This window comes from Pleionea mediterranea, assembly GCF_003148745.1.
Classification (GTDB): Bacteria; Pseudomonadota; Gammaproteobacteria; order Enterobacterales; family Kangiellaceae; genus Pleionea; species Pleionea mediterranea.
Genome location: NZ_QGGU01000019.1, coordinates 17101 through 36627, shown reverse-complemented (window position 1 = coordinate 36627; position 19527 = coordinate 17101). Strand labels below are relative to the sequence as shown.

The following is a 19527-nucleotide window of genomic DNA, read 5'->3' as shown; positions in this document are numbered from 1 at the left end:
GTTCTCATGCGGTATAGAATGCCTTCTAGTGTCATCCTATGCTCGTATTTATTGTACACTCGACCACTATGAGTCATTAAAATTTTTAGTTGTTTTCAGGTGTTATCTGTTAGCATGAGTCTTGGCATGATAAGTCAGGTGTGGTTGGTTTTTGGCGAAACAAATTATACCTGAATATCATGCCTGCTTACTTTATAAACAAAAATCAACACGCTCTAGTTGATTTTAAAGTGTGGCCTGAATATTAAATTTATTTTTATTAGAGTTAAAATAGTATGAAACCATCTGAGTTATCTTTATATTTGTCTAAGATTATTAATCAGAACATAAAATTGAGTGTAATGATATGGGGCGCGCCGGGTATAGGCAAATCAAGTATCGTTACCGAAGCGTGTCAAAGTAATGGACTCGATATTATAGATCTTCGTTTAAGCCAACTTGCTCCAACAGATTTACGAGGATTGCCTGTACCGAAGGATAAGCATTCCTCATGGCTGCCTCCAGAATTTCTTCCTACAGAGGGTAAGGGAATACTTTTCTTAGATGAAATAAATATGGCTCCACCTGCTATGCAAGGTATTGCGCAACAACTCATTTTGGATCGTCGGGTAGGAAGTTATATTCTACCCGATGGCTGGTTCGTATGGGCTGCTGGAAATAGAAAGGAGCATAAATCAGCTGTGTATGATATGCCCAGCCCGTTAGCTAATAGATTTATTCATTTAAATGTAGAGCTTTCATCTGAAGACTTCCGTCAATTCGCTTACACGAAAAATTTTCATGAAAATATTATTGCATTCGTTGCTTTTCGGGAAGACTTATTGCATAAAATTATGGATGGAGAGAGCGCATGGCCTTCTCCACGGAGTTGGGAGATGGCTAACATACTGAAAAGTAGTGAACTCGATATCGCGCCAGCGGTTGGAACTGGTCCCGCCTCCGAATTTTATGCATTTCTGGACATCATTGAAAAAACCCCCGATCTAGATAAAGTTGCCCAAGGCAATTTTTCTATAGAGTTCCCTATTGAACCTTCTCTGAGGTACGCGACTGTGATGGGACTTGTGGGACGTAGCAAAAAATCAGAAACTGCGATTAAGTGTTTCAACTGGCTCGTAGACAAAGCTCCCGCAGAATGGGTTCAGCTATTTGCGACAGATCTCTTTCCCCAGTTAAGAAGATTGGGCGAGTTAGAACCTGTTCACAAAGCCCTTATGGAAGAGCCAAAGCTCAAGGCTTTTTTAAATGATTTCATACAGCTGATGAACGGTCCAGAGTAAACAATGGAAAGCGAGATCAGCAGCTATCTAATTAGTTTGCGGAAAAAACATCCTTTTTTTGCAACCTTATCATTGTACATGGATTATCAATTTACCGGTAGGGTTGAATATTTTGATGTATATGGAAAAGTTGCACGGATAAACCCAGATTACTTTTCTAGGATTAACTCCACAGAAAAGTTAGGGACTCTGCTGCACTTAACCTTACATTGTGCTCTATTACATGGTATTCGGCGGGGTAACAGAGACGACGTCATTTGGAATATTGCGGCTGATATTGTTGTAAATAATATGATAGAAGAAAGCGATTTTGAGCGCCCCCCTGCAACCGCATTCGAGCCAAGATACTCTGACAAATCTGTTGAGTATATCTATACAGTGTTACTAGAAAGAGCTAGGAAACTTTCCAGTACAACTGATTCTGATTTGTTTTCGATTAAAGCCGCGGGCTTAGAAAGTGAAAACAAAAATATAAATTCTAGTTCTGACACTCATAGTATTCAGACGAAATCTTTGGAACTACTTTATCCTACAGTTAAAGATATTCGTGTAAATGATTTCAATCAAAGCATAAGCTCTCAAAATGAACGAAATCGAGTAGAGGCTTACTGGAAAAATGCAATTTTAAGCGCAAGAGCTGTAGATCAAATGAGTAGTCAGATGCAGGGTGATTTACCTTTAGGGCTAAGTCGTGCTATTCAAGATATTGTAAGTCCTCAATTAGATTGGAAAACTGTGCTTTGGCGTTACATGACTAAAACACCTTATGATTATTCCGACTTTGACCGTAGATTTATACATAAAGGTTTGTACTTAGAACAACTACAAGGTGAATCACTAACTGTTTATATTGCTGTTGATACGAGCGGTTCTGTAGGTGACGAACAATTAGCTCAATTCCGAGCTGAGATTGAGTCAATCTTAAGCTGCTATTCCTGTATAAATGGCAAGCTATATTTTGTAGATGCGGATGTTTATGGCCCCTATGATCTACTTCACGATATGAATTTAGTAGATGCAGAAGGAGGCGGAGGAACTGACTTTAGAGTGTTCTTTAGAAAGTTAGAAGAAACTTTAGATGATTTTGAAGAAGCCGTTTGCATATATTTGACTGACGGATATGGAGATTTTCCTTCCAAAGAACCCAAAATTCCTGTGCTTTGGGTTGCGACCGATGATGCAGCTGAGCACTTTCCATTTGGTGAAGTTACTAGATTAATTTAGGAGTAAGAATGTATATAAGGAAGCCAAATTTTAATGAAGATTTACAAAAAGCAAAAGATTCGTCTTCGACAGAGGATGAATTAGAAAGTATTTTGAGGTATCACCATGGAGAGAAAGAAATCGCAGAAGCTGTGGCCGCCAATCCATCTTGTCCGGCAGTCCTGTTTGCTATGCTTTGGATCTGTCTTAGAGATTCAGCCGAATCCAATCCTATGGTAGCTAAATATAAGGCAGGCCCCAATTGGCATAGCCGGATAAAACATAGTATACCAACTCGAATGTACCGTTGGTCTAATTATATATCAAGAACCAAAACAGAATACTACAAAGTAGCTTACTTGATGGAAAATGCTGAGCCTGATTATCAAAGGTTTATTATGTCTCTTGAGCCGATAAGTAAAGATATAATAAAGAAGTACTTATACTCGAAAAGTGCTCCATTACGAAAAGTAATTGCTGCAAGAAAAGATTTGCCGGAAGAGTTTTATAATAGGCTTTCAAACGATACGGCAAAAACTGTTAGACAGGTTTTGGCATCTAATCCTAGCGTTCCGTCGAATGTGATTGGAAATTTAACAAAAGATAAAGAGTTTCTAGTAACTAAGGTTGCACTCGATAACCCAAATTGCCCTGACGAAGCAGTAATAGCTTATCAAATGCGTGATAAGCAAGAGAATATTAAATCCCCAAAAATATCTGAGTTAGAATTCAACGATGCAGTTAAAATAGCAATTGACCCAGCTTCTGCACCGGAGAGCCTAGTGCAACTAGCCTCTTCCGAAGACCCTTGTATACGATTTTTAATTGGCTTTAACTATAATACTCCAAGTAAAGCGCTTGAACAAGTCGCTGTGGATGAGTTGGTTTGGGTTCGATCTTCTGTTGCATTTAATAAAAATACGCCCCTTTCTTCGCTAGATAAGCTACTCAAGATAGATAATGAAGATGTGCAGATTGGTTTAGCTAGTAATCCTAGTTTACCTGAGAATAGACAACTGGACCTAGCATCCAAAGCTGGTGCAAATGCAGCCTATGAATTAGCAAATCTTACGAGTTATGATTCCGTGCATTACGCTTTGATTAAGGATTTAAAGCCAGCCAAAAAAGCAAATGAAAAAACCTGGAAACATCACCTAAAAGAAGTTCTTGTAGCAAATGAAAAAAACAAGAGTCAATCGTTTGGTCGATTGCAGAGAGGTCAAACGTCTCGACATTGTTTTATCTCTAGGATTGCATCAAAATCAGATAGTTGCCCAACCGATTTAATGTCAGCCTACGCTTATTATAGCCCCAATGACTTAAACCGAAACCCTAAAGTTGCGTTGGCACTATTAGAAGGTAGAACAATTAAGCCTGAGCCTTATAAAGAATGGAAGATAGATAAATGGCTTGGTGAAGGCGCTGCCCCGGGTTTTATTGCGAGGTATTATATCAACTCAAAAGATAAAAAACGCCAAGCTCAGGCTCTCAGTTCATGGACAACGCCTATTGTCGATATTATTCCATTTATAAGGGACCCTGATACAAACTCTCGCAAACGCATTCCTGAACGAAGCACGTTAATACATTTTATGTTTGAAATGTTAGCGAGAGACGAAAAGCCGGGTGTGAGAGAGAAGGTTGCTAAGCATAAGAATTGTCCAAAAACAATATTAGAGAGTTTAGCTTGCGATAAAGTGACAACTGTTAAAGTTGCAGCAAGTGAAAATATGTCATCATCAAGCACCCTAGTTAAATCAACATCAAGCTCTATTTCTAACGAGGGTCCAGCAACCGAGAGAGCTAGATTAGCGAAAAAGACCAACGATACTTCATTCTTAAGTGAACTTGTAACTGATCGATCTATGAGTGTACGATTGGCTGTGGCTGGAAATATGAAGACTCCTTTAGAGGTACTCGAAGAATTAAGTAAAGATTCCAAGTCAAAGGTAAGAAAAATAATAGCAAGCCGTTTGAAGGATCAAGCTGTAATAGGTCGTTTACTTAACGATGATGAAAAAGAAGTAAGAATAGCAGCTGCTAACAATCAGTGCTGGTACTCTTACAAAGATGGTAAATATGACTACAAAAAGGAATTTTTGGAGCTTGCTTCAAAAGCTAGAGATAAAGAAGTTAGGATAATAGCGGCTAAATACTCAGCCGATGAGAAAATTCTTAAGGTGCTCATGGAGGACAGTGACGATGTTCTCTTAAAGCTTGCCGCTAACTTAAGCTTTACAGACGAAGATAGAGTAAAGATTGCTGAAAAGACTAATAATCAAGATATACTAGCAGAGCTTATTACTAAAACCCGAAGTCCAGAGTTATTTATATTAGTACTAAGTAAAATAACAAGTAATCATGTAAGCAATAAAATACTTTCAAACCTAAATATGCTAAGTAAACCAAATGTCCAAGAAATTTTAGAATACCACCCCTTGAAAGCTATGAGAGAAGGGCTTAAACGCTTTAAAAGTTTTTATCAAGTAGGTTAGTTCTAATAAAAAGGTATTTATTTTTATATAACATTTTTTGTCAATATTGGTATTGAGCAACTAGATCGGAGCTCAACATCTATTTCTGCTCTAGACAATGGAAGAAACGGACTATAATTGAAACTCAAGATTTTATCCGTTAATGGCCGCTATCGATAAGCAAAAAGTTTTAAATTGATCGGTAGTAGATTTGTGAGTATTGATTATTCAAAATATACAAACGAAGAACTTCAATAAGTTCTTTTAGATATTGACAGGGATGAATATCCTCATAGATAGACTGCAGTCATAAGTGAGTTGAATTTTCGTCAATTTGAGAGTATTGAAAAATTTAAATCCGGAGATAATTTGCAGATACTTGATAAGTCAGACTGTCGTTATCAACATGAACCTTCTGCTTGTGAATAAAAGTAGAGACAGAGAGTCGTTTCAAGTTTAGGAAAAGAGTGAAATTTCAGCAGATTTTTTTAAGCAGTTTATTAGCTATAACGATCTCATTTTATTGTATATCTATGATATTTGAGTCACTTACAATTTCATTTCGTGTAATTGGTTTCTCCGGAATGATTTTAATCACGTTTTGGCCGTGTGCGCATTGTAGAAAGCTATAGAGAAAAGTGTCACTTTAGAGCTAAATTCCCCCAGAACCCCTTTAAGAACAAGCTCAAGTTTGATTGGTGCTTTCTGGCTTAAAAGTAATTTAAACTTTTAATTGAATCAATCCGGGTTTGTCGGAGGCTAATTATCTTGAGAGAATTAGCCAATGAACAGAAGAACAACATATTCCCCAGAAGTCCGCGAACGTGCAGTTCGCATGGTTTTAACATCAGAGCATGAGCATTCGTCGAGATGGGCAGCACTGGTGTCTATTTCGTCAAAAATAGGTTGTACGCCTGAGACATTAAGGGCTTGGGTTAACAAAATGGAAGTTGACTCAGGTAAGAAACCTGGAATAACTTCTGATGCCAGCGCAAAAATAAAAGAGCTTGAACGAGAAAACCGAGAGCTAAAACAAGCTAATGAGATCTTGAAAAAAGCCGCAGCATTTTTTGCCCAAGCGGAGCTCGACCGCAAACCAAAGAAATAATCCAGTTTATTGATGTGTATCGCTCGTTGTATGGTGTCGAGCCGATTTGTCGTGTTGTGCAAATTGCACCATCAACGTATTACCGTTGTAAATCACTGGAAGCACAGCCAGAACAACGCTGCCCACGTTATCATCGTGATGAAGTGCTGAAACCTGAGATCATGCGAGTATGGCAAGAGAACAGGCGATGTTATGGCGCAAGAAAAGTTTGGAAACAGATGAAGCGTGAAGGCTTTACGGTAGCACGCTGCACCATCGTTCGATTGATGAAAGTGCTAGGAATTGAGGGTGTTCGTCGAGGCAAACGCTGTATTACAACGATTCCTGATGATAGTGCTGATAAGCCATTAGACTTGGTTAACAGAGAGTTCAGTGCACGGCGTCCAAACCAACTGTGGGTGGCAGATATCACATACGTCGCCACTTGGTCAGGCTTTGTCTATGTAGCATTTGTCATTGATGTATTCTCACGCAAGATTGTTGGTTGGCGTGTGATGAAAACAATGCAAACACAACTCATTTTAGATGCGTTAGAGCAAGCACTGTGGGCAAGAGGTAAGCCGAAAGGCGTCATCCATAAAGATGGGCCTTGGAAAGGGCTTGAACAAGTTGAACTTGCCACCCTGGATTGGGTTGACTGGTTCAACAACAAGAGACTGCTACAACCTATCGGTGACATTCCACCCGTTGAATATGAGGAAAACTATTATCGACAATTAGCCGAACATGCAGCAGCATAACTCAAACAAATCCGCCTCCGAATTTACCGGGGCGATTCAAATATTAAGAGACCTATTATTAAGAGACTTGGTATTAAGAGAGCTAGTATTAAGAAAATAATGAAACGACTCAATATAAGGCTCGAATTAGAGAATCTCGTTGTAAAGTTAACAGACATCGACAGAACGATTAAAAGCCTGTTAATAATTACTCAGACCATACCGCAAATTCATTATCACTGGGATCACAAAAATGAAACCGGCGACCGCCCGGAAATGAAAAGATCGGCTTAACAATAGTGCCGCCTGCTTTTTCTATATTGTTTTGGGTGATTTCTAACTGTTCACTGTAAAGCACAACCAGAGCACTGCCATTTTCAGTACAGGATGATTGCTCTGAGCGATAAAAGCCACCATCGAGTCCTGCATTGGCAAACGCTGTGTAATCGGGTCCATAGTCGGTAAAACGCCAGCCAAACACCTCGCTAAAAAATACTTTGGTTTGCTCTATATTACTCGCTGGAAACTCCACATAATTTATTTTTTCATGCTGTGGCATTAGGTTTTCCTTTTATTAATATTGCTAAACAGTCACCATGATTAACTCTGTTGACGACTGAGTATCTAAATATTTAAATCGCTAGCGCAAGCTCGGTTCCCTGACGGATAGCACGCTTGGCATCTAATTCTGCCGCAACATCTGCTCCACCAATTAAATGAACTTTTATATTTTTTTGTTCAAGGTCCGATTGAAGCTCCCGTAATGAGAGTTGACCGGTACACAATATTATATTGTCATAATCTTTGACTTGAGTTTCGCCATCAACGGTCACATGAAGGCCAAAGTCATCAATTCTTTCGTATTGCGCGCCAGTCACCATTTTAACTTTTTTGTGTTTAAGTGTTGCCCGGTGGATCCAGCCGGTGGTTTTACCCAGACCTTTGCCCATTTTGGTTTCTTTGCGTTGATACATGGTGACATTACGCGGTGACGGATCAACTTCGGTTTTCAACAACAGGCCACCGCGGTGTTTGTATTCTTTATCGACGCCCCATTCTTTTAACCAGTTATCGCGGTGTAATGTATTCGACTCGCCTTCATGGGTCAGGTATTCACAAACATCGAAGCCAATACCGCCAGCACCAATAACCGCTACTTTTTTGCCGACGGGTTTATGATGTTTAATCACATCTATATAGGTTAAGACTTTTTCATGATCGATTCCGTCAATTTTCGGAATTCTAGGCGTGACGCCTGAAGCCAAAATCACTTCATCAAATCCATTCGACAGTGATTCAATATCCGCTTTAGTATTTAACTTTATATCCACCGATGATTGCTCAAGCTGATGGATATAATACTGCAGCATTCCCTCGAACTCTTCTTTGCCGGGTATTTGTTTCGCGATATTAAACTGCCCGCCTAATTCTTGACTTTGCTCAAATAAAGTTACTTTATGACCTCTTTGACTGGCTTCTAGTGCAAACGCCATTCCTGCGGGGCCTGCACCAACAACAGCCAGATTTTTAACCTCTGTTGCAGGACTTGCTACCAGTTCGGTTTCATAACAGGCTCTAGGATTGACAAGGCAAGTGGCACGTTGCTGTTTAAACACATGGTCAAGACAGGCCTGATTACAACCGATGCAAATATTGATGTCTTTAGAACGACCTTCAGCGGCTTTCGCCACAAAGTGAGGATCGGCTAAAAACGGACGAGCCATAGACACCATATCGGCATCACCTCGGGATAAAATGTCTTCAGCCACCTCAGGCACATTAATGCGATTGGTAGTGATTAAAGGAACTGACACATGTTCTTTTAATTTTTGTGTGACCCAAGTATAAGCGGCGCGCGGAACGGACGTAGTTATGGTTGGAATTCGGGCTTCATGCCAGCCAATTCCGGTATTGATGATAGTGGCACCGGCCTGCTCAATTGATTTTGCCAACTGCACTACTTCTTCCCAGGTTGAGCCATTTTCAACCAGATCCAGCATGGACAGTCGGTAGATAATGATAAAGTTTTCACCCACCGCTTCTCGCATTTGTTTTACGATTTCTATTGGGAAGCGTATACGGTTTTCATATTCGCCGCCCCACTCATCAGTGCGATGATTGGTTCTTGCGCAAATAAACTGATTGATTAAGTACCCTTCCGATCCCATGACTTCGACGCCATCATAATTTGCTTTTTGAGCCAGCTTAGCGCAACGAATGTAATGTTTAATGGTGGTTTTAATGCCACGCTTTGATAATGCTTTTGGGGTAAAAGGAGTAATGGGCGCTTTAACGGCACTGGGACCGCAATTCAGTGGATGATAGGAGTAACGGCCACCGTGCAATATTTGCAGAGCTATTTTTCCACCTTCTTTATGTACTGCGTCGGTAATGATTTGATGCTTCTTTACTTGCCAGCGGTTCGATAGTTGCGATGAGTTAGGTGCCAGCCGACCTCTAAAGTTGGGTGAGATCCCACCGGTAACCATTAAGGCCACACCACCTTTTGCACGCTCCGCAAAATAAGCCGCCATTTTGTCGTAGCCGCCCTTTTCCTCTTCTAGCCCTGTGTGCATGGAACCCATCAGCACACGATTTTTTAATTGGGTAAAGCCTAGGTCTAAAGGTTTCAGTAAATTCGGATAATGGGGATTCTGATCCATCGATTGTTATGCCTTATTTCTGGTCTAACCACTTAATAGAACTTTAACAGTCACCTGTGGAGAAATCCAGCGCTAACATTTAGCAACATTTATAATGGGTAAACATATGTAATAAACTCTTCCTTCGATGTACTTAAACAAACGTTGAAAGATAAATCTTTTAAACTTAACTTAATAATATACATTAGATCATTTAATTATCCTTTTGTTTTATAACGAAATTAGGGAGTTACCGTGGATAAACCTAGTAGCACAGTTGGGCGAATTTTCTATTACATCTGGACAGTGTTTAAAGTTAACGCTGTGGTTGTATTTGGACTAATTGCACTCATACTTTCCATCAGTTTTCTGGTCTCAATTGTCAGTGGCGGCGATAAAGTCGATGTGCCGGAAGGCTCTGCACTGGTATTTGCACCTAAAGGCATCATTACCGAGCAACCGCAATTTGTTGATCCGGTTCAAGAAGCGCTGGGTGAAGCCATGGGTAACGGCCAACCCAACGAAGAAAGCATTTATGACTTGCTTGAAGTGTTGAGAAACGCCAAAGAAGATGATCGAATCACCATGATCGCCATTTACCCACAAAGCATTGTGAGCGTTGGTCCGGCTATGCTGGAAATGTTAAAAGACGGCTTTGCTGACTTTAAAGAAAGCGGTAAAAAAGTAGTGGCTATGGGCGATTTCTACTCGCAAGCCCAGTATCATATCGCCGCTCAGGCCGATGAAGTTTATGTGCACCCTCACGGTGGCATTTTGCTCGAAGGCTACAGCCGGGTAAGAACCTATTACGCCGATATGTTAGAGAATGTAAAAGTAACGCCTAATGTGTTTAAAGTAGGTAAATACAAAAGCGCCATTGAACCTTATTTACGTAACGATATGTCGGATTACGCCAAAGAAGCCAATAAAGCCTTTTTGGGCGACTTATGGTCAAGCTTTAAAAGAGACATTGCTGAAGCACGTGGCATTAGCGCCGAAGATATCGACACTCAAATCAATAACTACCCAGAAGCCATGAAACAACACGGTGGCAATTTCTCTAAAATTGCACTGGAAAACAAACTGGTTGATGGATTAAAAACACGACCTGAGTTTCGTAAAATGATGATGGAAGCCGTCGGTGAAAACGAAGACAAAACATCCTACAAGCAAATCCATCATCGTAAATATTTAAAAGCCATCAAACCGCCAATTGATATTGTTAACCCGACTAGCAAAAAAGTAGCTGTGATCATTGCTAAAGGTGCCATTGTTGATGGCAATGCGAAAGAAGGCACCGCTGGTGGCGATACATTGGCTCGTAAAATTCGTCGTGCACGCACCAACGAAAATACAGCCGCAATTGTATTACGTGTCGATAGCCCCGGAGGCAGTGCATTTGCTTCAGAAGTCATCCGTCAGGAACTGATGCAAGCAAAAGAACAAGGCTTACCCTTTGTTGTTTCCATGGGCACATATGCCGCATCCGGTGGTTACTGGATTTCAGCTAACGCAGATGAAATCTGGGCACGCCCAACCACGATTACCGGTTCCATTGGTATCTTCGGTTTTATCCCTACATTTGAGCGTACCCTGGACTGGGCAGGCGTTAATCGCGATGGTGTTGGCACAACCAAGCTGGCCGGTGCAATGGATGTTGGTCAGGGGCTTTCCGAGCCAGTTAAAGAAATCATTCAGTCGAATATCGAAAATGGCTATCGCCGCTTTTTAGAGCTGGTATCAAATGGTCGTGATATGACAACCGAAGCGGTCGATGAAATTGCCCAAGGTCGTGTCTGGTCTGGTGTTAAGGCTAAAGAACTTGGACTGGTTGATAATCTGGGTTCCATTAATGATGCCATAAAAGCCGCTGCAAAACGTGCTGAACTGGAAGACGGTCAATACGACACCTGGTTTGTTAAGCGCGAGCTGTCTAAAAATGAGCAGCTTATTAAGCAGTTATTGAACTCTTCGGCCTCAGACAATATTGAAACTGAATCAGTTAAACCAAATACTCTGGTGAATAAACTGATGCTCGATATGCAATCTGAGTTAAAGAAAGTTCAGCAGTTTAATGATCCGAACCACGCTTATATTCACTGTAACTGTGTAATCGATTAAACTAAGCGTACTCGCAATACAAAAGGCGAACATTATGTTCGCCTTTTTTGTTTGGGCGAATCGAATAAAAGCGTCACTGCCAAACTGTTTTTAAACACAATACATAAACCGTCGGGAAGATATTCAGCATTATGACAAAGCGATCCGTCTACATTGCCTACACGGGTGGTACCATCGGGATGAAACGTTCCGAACAGGGCTTTGCGCCCAAAGCCGGTTATTTGACGCAGGAGTTAAACCAGCTGGCGGATCTGAACCGTGACGATATGCCCCACTTTGAAATCAATGAGTATTCCAATCTTATTGACTCGTCAAATATCACCCCGCAAGACTGGTTTGTCATTGCCGAAGACATTAAAAAGCGTTATCACGACTTTGATGGCTTCGTTATATTACATGGTACCGATACCATGGCTTATACCGCATCGGCATTATCCTTTATGCTGGAAGATCTCGATAAACCGGTGATTGTTACCGGCTCACAAATTCCCTTTGGTGAATTACGAAGTGATGGGCGCGATAACCTGATCACCTCAGTGATCCTGGCGGCTAATTATCATATTCCAGAAGTCGGACTGTTTTTCCATGATCGCCTGTACCGTGGAAACCGCGCGCAAAAAATAGATGCCAATAACTTCCACGCCTTTGGTTCGCCAAATTTTCCACCACTGGCAAAGGTGGGGACAACCATCGATATCAATCACAAACTTTTAATACAGGCCAATACCCGCCCGTTTAAAGTTCAAAAAATTGAGCCGCCTGAAATTGCCGTGATCAGTGTTTTTCCGGGCATGTCGGCGCAGATGCTTGACAATCTGTTGATCGATCCCATTAAGGGCATCATTCTTCAAACTTATGGCATGGGCAATGCTCCATCGAATAATCCACAATTTTTAGATGTTCTTGAACGCGCCGCCAGTCGTGATGTGGTTATTGTTAACATCACTCAATGCTATCGTGGCAGTGTGGATATGAAAGGCTACGCAACCGGTAATCGACTCAGTCAGTGTGGCATTATCAGTGGCTTTGATATGACCACAGAGGCCGCATTGAGCAAGCTGTATTACTTATTTAGCTTAGGGTTAGACACGGAACAAATTAAACAGAAGATGCAACTGGATTTACGTGGCGAACTAAGTCTCTAGAGTACTACTTGCATAAGTAGCTATAATTTAATATACTGAAATAACCCCTGCCTTGCACCTATCCATCAATGTGGAGCAAGGATTATGTCACAGCCCAATACTACAACGGCTTCTTCACCTGTAAGCGCGCCTATAAAAGGTCGCGGTAGCTCATCCAATATGGCTAATCGATTTAGCCTGCAGACGTCTGAATACTTTCAGAATGAGTCCTACTTTCAATCCTCCACACAAAACAAACGCAGCCAAAGAGCCGGTGTTAAAAATACTCATGTTAAAAGTAACCACCATCAAGCGGTTAATTCAGAAAATTTAATTCAATCTGTACCGGCTGATCAACAGACTGATTTACTGTCCGGCTTACCTGATATTTATTCAGCGGAGACTGTTTCAACTGATACCGTTTCAGCTGATACTGTTATAGAAGACTCTCTTTCTTCAGATATTGCTTCTGATTTAACAGTAAATCCCAAAACCGTTTATATAAAGGAAACCTGCAAAAGTATTATCAATTACAATCAATCGCCGGATATTCCATTTGATAGAAGCGTTAATATTTATCGAGGCTGTGAACACGGTTGCATCTATTGCTTTGCCAGACCCACACACAGCTATCTGGACTTATCACCCGGTCTCGATTTTGAAACCAAAATCATTTACAAACATAACGCTATTGAGCAATTGAAAAAAGAACTCGAATCGCCCCGTTACCAATGCAAACCCATTGCATTGGGCATCAATACCGATGCCTACCAGCCCATCGATGAGCAATTGAAACTGACCAGGCAGGCATTACAGGTTTGTCTTGAATATAAGCAGCCCGTGAGTTTGCTTACCAAAAGTAAATTGGTGCTGCGCGATCTGGATATACTACAAGATTTAAGTAAAGAAAATCTGGTGTCGGTTGGTGTCAGCTTAACCAGTTTGAATAATCGTCTTAAAACTATAATGGAACCAAGAACCGCCTCTGCCAAAGCCCGGTTAAATGTTATGAAGCAGCTCACTGATAATGGTATAGCAACCACTGCAATGATAGCTCCAATTATTCCGGCGATTAACGATAAGGAAATTGAACGCTTATTGGACGCCGTGCACCAACAAGGCGTTGAACAAGCCGGTTATGTGCTATTACGCTTGCCCTATGAATTAAAAACCTTGTTTAGCGACTGGCTGGAACAACACTTTCCCTACCGAAAACAGAAAGTATTAAATTATTTATACGACATGCGAAATGGTCAGCTGAATAATAGTGAATTTGGCACACGCATGACTGGCAGCGGTATTTTCGCCAATCTATTTAAAATTCGGTTTCAGGTCGCCTGTCGAAAATTTCAGATCAATATGAGCAAGCCACAACCTCTTAACTGTGATTTATTTAAAAACCACCAGCCAGCCCAGTTGGCGCTGTTGTAATGTCGCAAACTTCAGCGCTTTTATCTTCAGAATGATTCGATAGCAGAACGTTTCCAGATCGCTATTTTTTCAACGACATGTTCTTTACGACATGCTCTTTACGACGAATTGATTTCAGGGATTTGATTATAAGAATTGACTCCAAGGATATGATTACAATGATTTGATTATAAGGATAATATGAATAAATTGAATTCTACCCTCACACAGTCCTCTCAAAGCCACTTTTTAAACTCCCTCTTAAAGTCTCCCTCAAACCCTCTCTACGCAAGGTACCTATCATCCCATTTAATGGCAAAGCATACATGTTTACAGTATCGGGAGGCTTGCTTACTGAGTAAATATGATCAGTAACCAAGATTATCGTTTATTTATTAACCTATCGTTGCAACAGTAGTGCTGTTTACCGGTATATGTTAATTTAGCGGACTTTAAAATATTACTTTTGTGTAATATTTTCAGTGGGTGCGAGGACTACTGGACCCACTATCAGGCTTTTATTTTTTCGAGGGTATTACCAATGGACATAATGTGGGCAATTCTGATAATAGCGCTAATAGGTATTATCGCTGCCGCTTTTTATATTAAGAAAAATAAATCCACCAGCGGTTCTGATAATAACTCAGATGATGCATCGACCACTAACCAGCCGGATCCATTGCAGGATCTTGTGGCATTAAATTTACAAATTCGTAAATCGGCCATCAGTGAAGCCCTTACTAAAGAGTGTGAGGCGGTCATTGATCAATTAGTCGACTTAATACCCGCAATAAATGAAGCCAGTACACCGGGTAGTGAAATTACCTGGACAGTAAATCGTATTGCCACAGAGTACCTGCCAAACAAATGCATATTGCCATACCTATCCTTAAACGCTGAGTCGCGACAGGATGAAGAAAAAATAGCCACCATGCGATCTAACCTGGCGTCGCTCAGCACTGAACTTAAAGATGTCGAAAGCATGCTGACCCGTCGAAACGAAAGCGAATTTAACGCCAAAGCCACGTTTCTTAAACATCGATTTAATAATGATTCAGGAGTAGCCTAATGTCGAAAATTACCCCGCCTAAGTGGGCTGAAAGCAGTAAAGTTGAAAGCCTGAAAACACGTGCAAAAGAATTAGTTGCAACCACTAAAGAAAAAGCTGGCCCTGCTCTTTCCCGTGTGGTTGACGGTATTGGCGCCCCTGCTCAGAAAAAAATGGCTTCGGCAAACGACTTAATGGCGGGCAGCGTAAACTCTTTACTCGCCGGTCTCGAAGGCAAATCACCAACGGGTGAAAAGTTACTGGAATTGCGTTCCACCATGGACGAATTAAACCCACATTCGTTGCATAACGCCTGGTGGTTTTCCTGGATGCCCAAAGGCATAAAGCGCAAAGCCATTTCACGATTCATTCAGCGCTATCAACCCATGCAAACCCACGTAAATGAAATTTTTAATGGCCTTCGAGCGGGTAAAGATGAATTACTAGAAACCAGTATTGAGCTTGAACACCAGTACGATGAAATTACCGAAGCAAAGCGTGAAATTGAAGCCGAAATTTATATTGGTGAACTGTTTATTGAACAAGTGGAGCAACAAGAAGCAACCGCCGGTGATGATCCTCAGGAACAACAAAAATTAGCCACGGTAAAAAATCAGGCAATGCGCCGCATTCGTGATTTACGTACCATGGAGCAAGCCGCGGTTCAGTTCTTTATCAGTATTGATCAAACCATTGCCACCAACTCTTTGTTGAGTGAACAAATCGACAGTGCGTTAACGGTTGGTCCTATGGTTATGCAAAATGCACTTCGAATTCAAGCCGCCCTTGCCAAGCAAAAAGCCGTTGAAAAAGCGGTTAAAGGGTTTCAGGATGGTCTGGGTGACATGATGGCGCAAAATGCCGCCGCCGTGAATCAGGCCGCACAAAATGTTGGGGATTTATACAACAACCCTGTGATTGGTCTTGAAAAACTGGAAGAAGGTTTTGATCAGCTGATGAGCGCCGTTAATACCGCCAATGAGACCATGGCAAACAGCACTACCAAAGCCCGTGAAGTGAGTGATCGTCTCAGTCAAATGACAAAAGAGTTGGAACCCGTTGCTGCAGGCAGTCGTCAGGCACGTGATGAAGCAAATGCAACCAAGCAAGCCATTAAAAACGATCCCGATGCGTTTACTCTAAAAGACAATAAAGACAGTGACACTACAGCAGATGCTCAAGAGAACGCAAAGCTTGAGAATCAGGGAGATAACAAAAATGCTTGATATCAAACAGCGGCTTCAGGAAGTTCGTGGGCTGACGCTGTTTAATCCTATGGATAAATCAGCATTAAAGGTTCAGTCTATAAACAGTCACAGTTATCTCGACATAAATAACGAAACCTATAAGGTAACCGGTGTTTCTCGTTATCTTGATGTAAAGTGGAATAATTTCAAAAAACGTAATAACGATTACTGGGTAACCGAGTTGCAACTGGTGCATCTTGTGTCCGGTAAATCGACCTTCATTGAATGGGAATACGATGACGAGCTTGAAATCGGTGAAACACTTGCTGAAGTTAAGTTACGGGATATTCAGTTTGACGGAAAGCCACTAACCCGTGCTGCGCTTGAGTACATAGCCGACGAAGAAATGGGCTCGGTCACCTGTCAGGGAAAAACCTACCACTATGTTGAAGACGATACCTGGGCGGCTCTGTATTATCGTAGTAACGACGCTACGCCTTTACCGGTCAGAATGTATGAGTTTGCATCCGATGATGATCAATTCTTAACCGTTGAAGCCTGGGAAGAAGACGACGACAAACCGTCCCGTGAAGCTTTTATCAGTCGAAGCGTTAAGGAAACGTCTGTGGTTGTATTGCAACTCGGACAAAAGCATTAGCAAGGGGTAATCAATGCAAGGCAAAAAGTTTATTGCCATAACGGCGATTATATTTTTATTTGGCTACTTAATTTACAGTGTGGCGGTCAGCATACCCGATCACTATGTAAAAGAAGCCGAATCACTCGCCGATACACTGTCACGGCAACAACAAAAAATAGAATCCCGCAAACAATCTTTTAATGAATTACAACAAAGTAACGACTGGGATTTTCTTAAACCTTATGCGGATAGAGAAAACTGGCAACAAGCGTTCAATGATGCATTTAAAGAGTTGGAACAAGCAAAAAAAATTAACGACGATCAAGTTGTTCCAATATTGGATCGCGATCACGAAGATGATGTGCCCAAATTAGTTGAAGCGGTTAAAAACAGTCGACAGCTGGTATTAAAATCGAATCAACTGTCGGAGCAGCCACTTGCAAAGGCAACTTTATTGCTAAACAGTCGTGACAATAAACAATCCATACATTCATCGACTCAGTCTAAAGCGAACCAGGCAAGCAATGCATTATCTTCATTTATTAGACAGGCTGCAGACACAGCAAAACGCTACCCTGACAAGGCTAACGACATTGTAGAAAAACAAGCCCATCTGCAATCTCTGGAAGATAACATTCAAGAAAATGCAGAAACTGTTAATACTGAATTTGACGCCTCGAGCACAGACTTTGCACGATTTGCAGAGGCCTACCAAACCGTCGATACCACCTATGAAGTGTTCGACGCCGATCTATCTAGCTCCATTACCTTATTGGCACAACTGGATCGCAGTTACGTTAAAGTATTAACGGATCAAAAGGTAGATTTTTTTGTTACGGTTGGTCGTGCCAACTGGTGTGAAGGTGAATATTGTCGTGAAGGCACGCAAATGCGTTACCCGCCAGTAAAAGTAGATAGCAATACTTTTGAGTATTTTGACAGCTTACGGATAGAGCCCATGGCCCGTATGACGCGAAGCTGGGGTAATGAAAAGTTTAAACTCCGAATTCCACAAAATCGTTGGGATGCGCTGGGTATTAAAAAGAAATACCAATGGAATCATAAATACCCTTACGCGGAATATTGGGTGGATAGAACACAGGCCAAAACTTATCACCGCTATACAGTTATTGAAGATGGAAATGCCGTTGAACAAGCGTGGCAGCCGGTAAAAAATGATTATTTCTGGCAAAATTACGAAAATCTTGGCATGGCGATTGTGACCAAGCCGCTCGGGTTTTATGAGTCAGAATCCATTAGAACCGCAGAGCCCGTCGGTATGGCCGCTATTGCAAAACCCACCATGGTCAATGGTGTGCCTACCGGCTCCAATCAATACGGTGAATGGCGACAGGACAGCAGTGGCTCTTCCTTCTGGTTCTATTATGGCATGTACCGAATATTGGGTGATTTTGTCACGCCCGGTCGATACAGTTATAACGACTGGAACGGTTACTACTCAAGCGGTCGAGGTTCGACCTATTACGGACGCAATCGTGAATACGGCACCTTTGGTCGCTCAACCTACTCTCATTCACGATACAAAAACAGCTCATTTTCGACCCGAAATCCCTCGGCCGTAAAAGCCGCACAAACAGGTAATACATCTTCTGTAGCCAGCTCCATTCGTGGTGCGGGCAGTGCTTATCGGGGCAAAGGCCCTTCACGCTCAGGCAAATAATTTAAATAAAGGTGATCACAATGACGTTTGAAACAGGTGGTATTTATTTTTTATACACACTTATTTATATCGGCTTTGCCCTGGGCTTAAAGCTGGTATTGAATTTTAAAGCATCGGCCTATTACAAAGCCGACGACATGATAGCCGGAGGCAATTTGGCGGTTGGATTACGCCGAAGCGGTGCGCAGCTTGGGCTGGCGATTGCCATGATGGGGGTGATGGCGGGCAGTAGCACAGGCTCGTTAACACAAGACTTAGTAGCTACGGCTACTTATGGAGCCCTCGCAACATTGTTTATGGTGAGTTCATTAATGATCACCGATAAGCTGGTGTTACCCGGCATTAAAAACATGACGGCATTAAAAGACAATAATATTGCCGTGGGTGCCGTGGAATTTGGCATGCTGGTGGCCACAGGTATCATTGCGTACTCCAGTATTTATGGTGAAGGCGGTGGCATCGTTTCCAGCCTGGCCTATTTTGTGGTCGGTCAGTTAACACTGGTTGTGTTGATTCTTGCTTATGAACACCTGGCGCATCGCGGCTTTAAATTAATGACCGCTATTGGTGATAATCAGGTTGCTTCTGGTATTTACGTCGGCGGAAAAATTATTGCCTACGCGTTAATTCTTAAAAGTGCCATTGCCGGCAATACACCAGACGCCACGTTGCAAGTATTGGCCCTGGACTTTTTAATGATTGCCCTTGCCGGCATGGTTCTATTGTATATTTTTGAATTAATCATTGATTTACTGATAATCACCACCACCAATGTATCTTCTATTCTCTCCGAAAATAAACTGGTTCCGGTTGTGCAGTTAACCGCTTCAAAAATTGGCGTTGCCTTATTACTCAGTAATGCGATTCTATAATCGAAAATTGATGGATAA

General features: G+C 41.6%; 13 protein-coding genes, 1 pseudogene and 1 other annotated feature. Of the genes and pseudogenes, 12 read left to right on the top strand and 2 right to left on the bottom strand.

The features are described from left to right. Positions 1-275: 275 nt before the first annotated feature. The 4 genes and pseudogenes from C8D97_RS17720 (at position 276) to C8D97_RS17705 (ending at position 6805) form a co-directional block, all read left to right on the top strand. Positions 276-1280 carry an AAA family ATPase gene (locus tag C8D97_RS17720; protein ID WP_109765149.1) on the top strand — a complete coding sequence of 335 codons (1005 nt, stop codon included), beginning with the start codon at positions 276-278 and terminating at the stop codon, positions 1278-1280. A 3-nt stretch (positions 1281-1283) separates the two neighbouring features. Further along, positions 1284-2504, top strand: a complete 1221-nt coding sequence (locus tag C8D97_RS17715; protein WP_109765148.1) for a vWA domain-containing protein — start codon at positions 1284-1286, stop codon at positions 2502-2504. Positions 2505-2512: 8 nt separating this feature from the next. After that, entirely contained in the window at positions 2513-4978 is a 2466-nt protein-coding gene (locus C8D97_RS17710) for a HEAT repeat domain-containing protein (RefSeq protein ID WP_109765147.1), read from the top strand. Between the two features lie 763 nt (positions 4979-5741). Beyond that, positions 5742-6805 (top strand): annotated as a pseudogene (locus C8D97_RS17705) (IS3 family transposase). Further along, positions 6020-6136, top strand: a sequence feature (AL1L pseudoknot). Its footprint overlaps the pseudogene before it by 117 nt. A gap of 187 nt (positions 6806-6992) precedes the next feature. Here C8D97_RS17705 and C8D97_RS17700 read toward each other — a convergent pair. After that, positions 6993-7343 carry a VOC family protein gene (locus C8D97_RS17700; protein WP_109765146.1) on the bottom strand — a complete coding sequence of 117 codons (351 nt, stop codon included), beginning with the start codon at positions 7341-7343 and terminating at the stop codon, positions 6993-6995. 73 nt (positions 7344-7416) lie between these two features. Continuing rightward, complete coding sequence (locus tag C8D97_RS17695) at positions 7417-9447, bottom strand: NADPH-dependent 2,4-dienoyl-CoA reductase (RefSeq protein WP_109765145.1); 2031 nt, start codon at positions 9445-9447, stop codon at positions 7417-7419. Positions 9448-9681: 234 nt separating this feature from the next. On the opposite strand from C8D97_RS17695, the gene sppA reads away from it, so the two are divergent. The 8 genes from sppA to C8D97_RS17655 all read left to right on the top strand — a co-directional run bounded on the left by sppA (position 9682) and on the right by C8D97_RS17655 (position 19509). Beyond that, positions 9682-11547: a signal peptide peptidase SppA gene (sppA, locus tag C8D97_RS17690; RefSeq protein ID WP_245411493.1), complete on the top strand. Its 1866-nt coding sequence runs from the start codon at positions 9682-9684 to the stop codon at positions 11545-11547. 131 nt (positions 11548-11678) lie between these two features. Next, positions 11679-12692 (top strand): asparaginase, encoded by a 1014-nt coding sequence (ansA, locus tag C8D97_RS17685; protein WP_109765144.1) that lies wholly within the window; start codon positions 11679-11681, stop codon positions 12690-12692. 84 nt (positions 12693-12776) lie between these two features. After that, positions 12777-14102, top strand: coding sequence for a PA0069 family radical SAM protein (locus C8D97_RS17680; RefSeq protein WP_109765143.1), 1326 nt, complete (start codon positions 12777-12779; stop codon positions 14100-14102). A gap of 520 nt (positions 14103-14622) precedes the next feature. Further along, the gene (locus C8D97_RS17675) at positions 14623-15150 is read left to right on the top strand and encodes a hypothetical protein (protein WP_146196179.1); all 528 of its coding nucleotides are present in this window, start codon (positions 14623-14625) and stop codon (positions 15148-15150) included. Then, positions 15150-16355, top strand: coding sequence for a toxic anion resistance protein (locus C8D97_RS17670; protein WP_109765141.1), 1206 nt, complete (start codon positions 15150-15152; stop codon positions 16353-16355). Before C8D97_RS17675 ends, C8D97_RS17670 begins: the two co-directional genes overlap by 1 nt. Further along, positions 16348-16974 carry a DUF4178 domain-containing protein gene (locus tag C8D97_RS17665; protein ID WP_170115297.1) on the top strand — a complete coding sequence of 209 codons (627 nt, stop codon included), beginning with the start codon at positions 16348-16350 and terminating at the stop codon, positions 16972-16974. The genes C8D97_RS17670 and C8D97_RS17665 overlap by 8 nt, the downstream gene beginning before the upstream one ends. A gap of 13 nt (positions 16975-16987) precedes the next feature. Beyond that, on the top strand, positions 16988-18637 hold the full coding sequence (locus C8D97_RS17660; RefSeq protein ID WP_109765139.1) for an AAA family ATPase: 1650 nt from the start codon (positions 16988-16990) through the stop codon (positions 18635-18637). Positions 18638-18657: 20 nt separating this feature from the next. Beyond that, positions 18658-19509 (top strand): DUF350 domain-containing protein, encoded by an 852-nt coding sequence (locus tag C8D97_RS17655; protein ID WP_109765138.1) that lies wholly within the window; start codon positions 18658-18660, stop codon positions 19507-19509. Positions 19510-19527 lie beyond the last annotated feature (18 nt).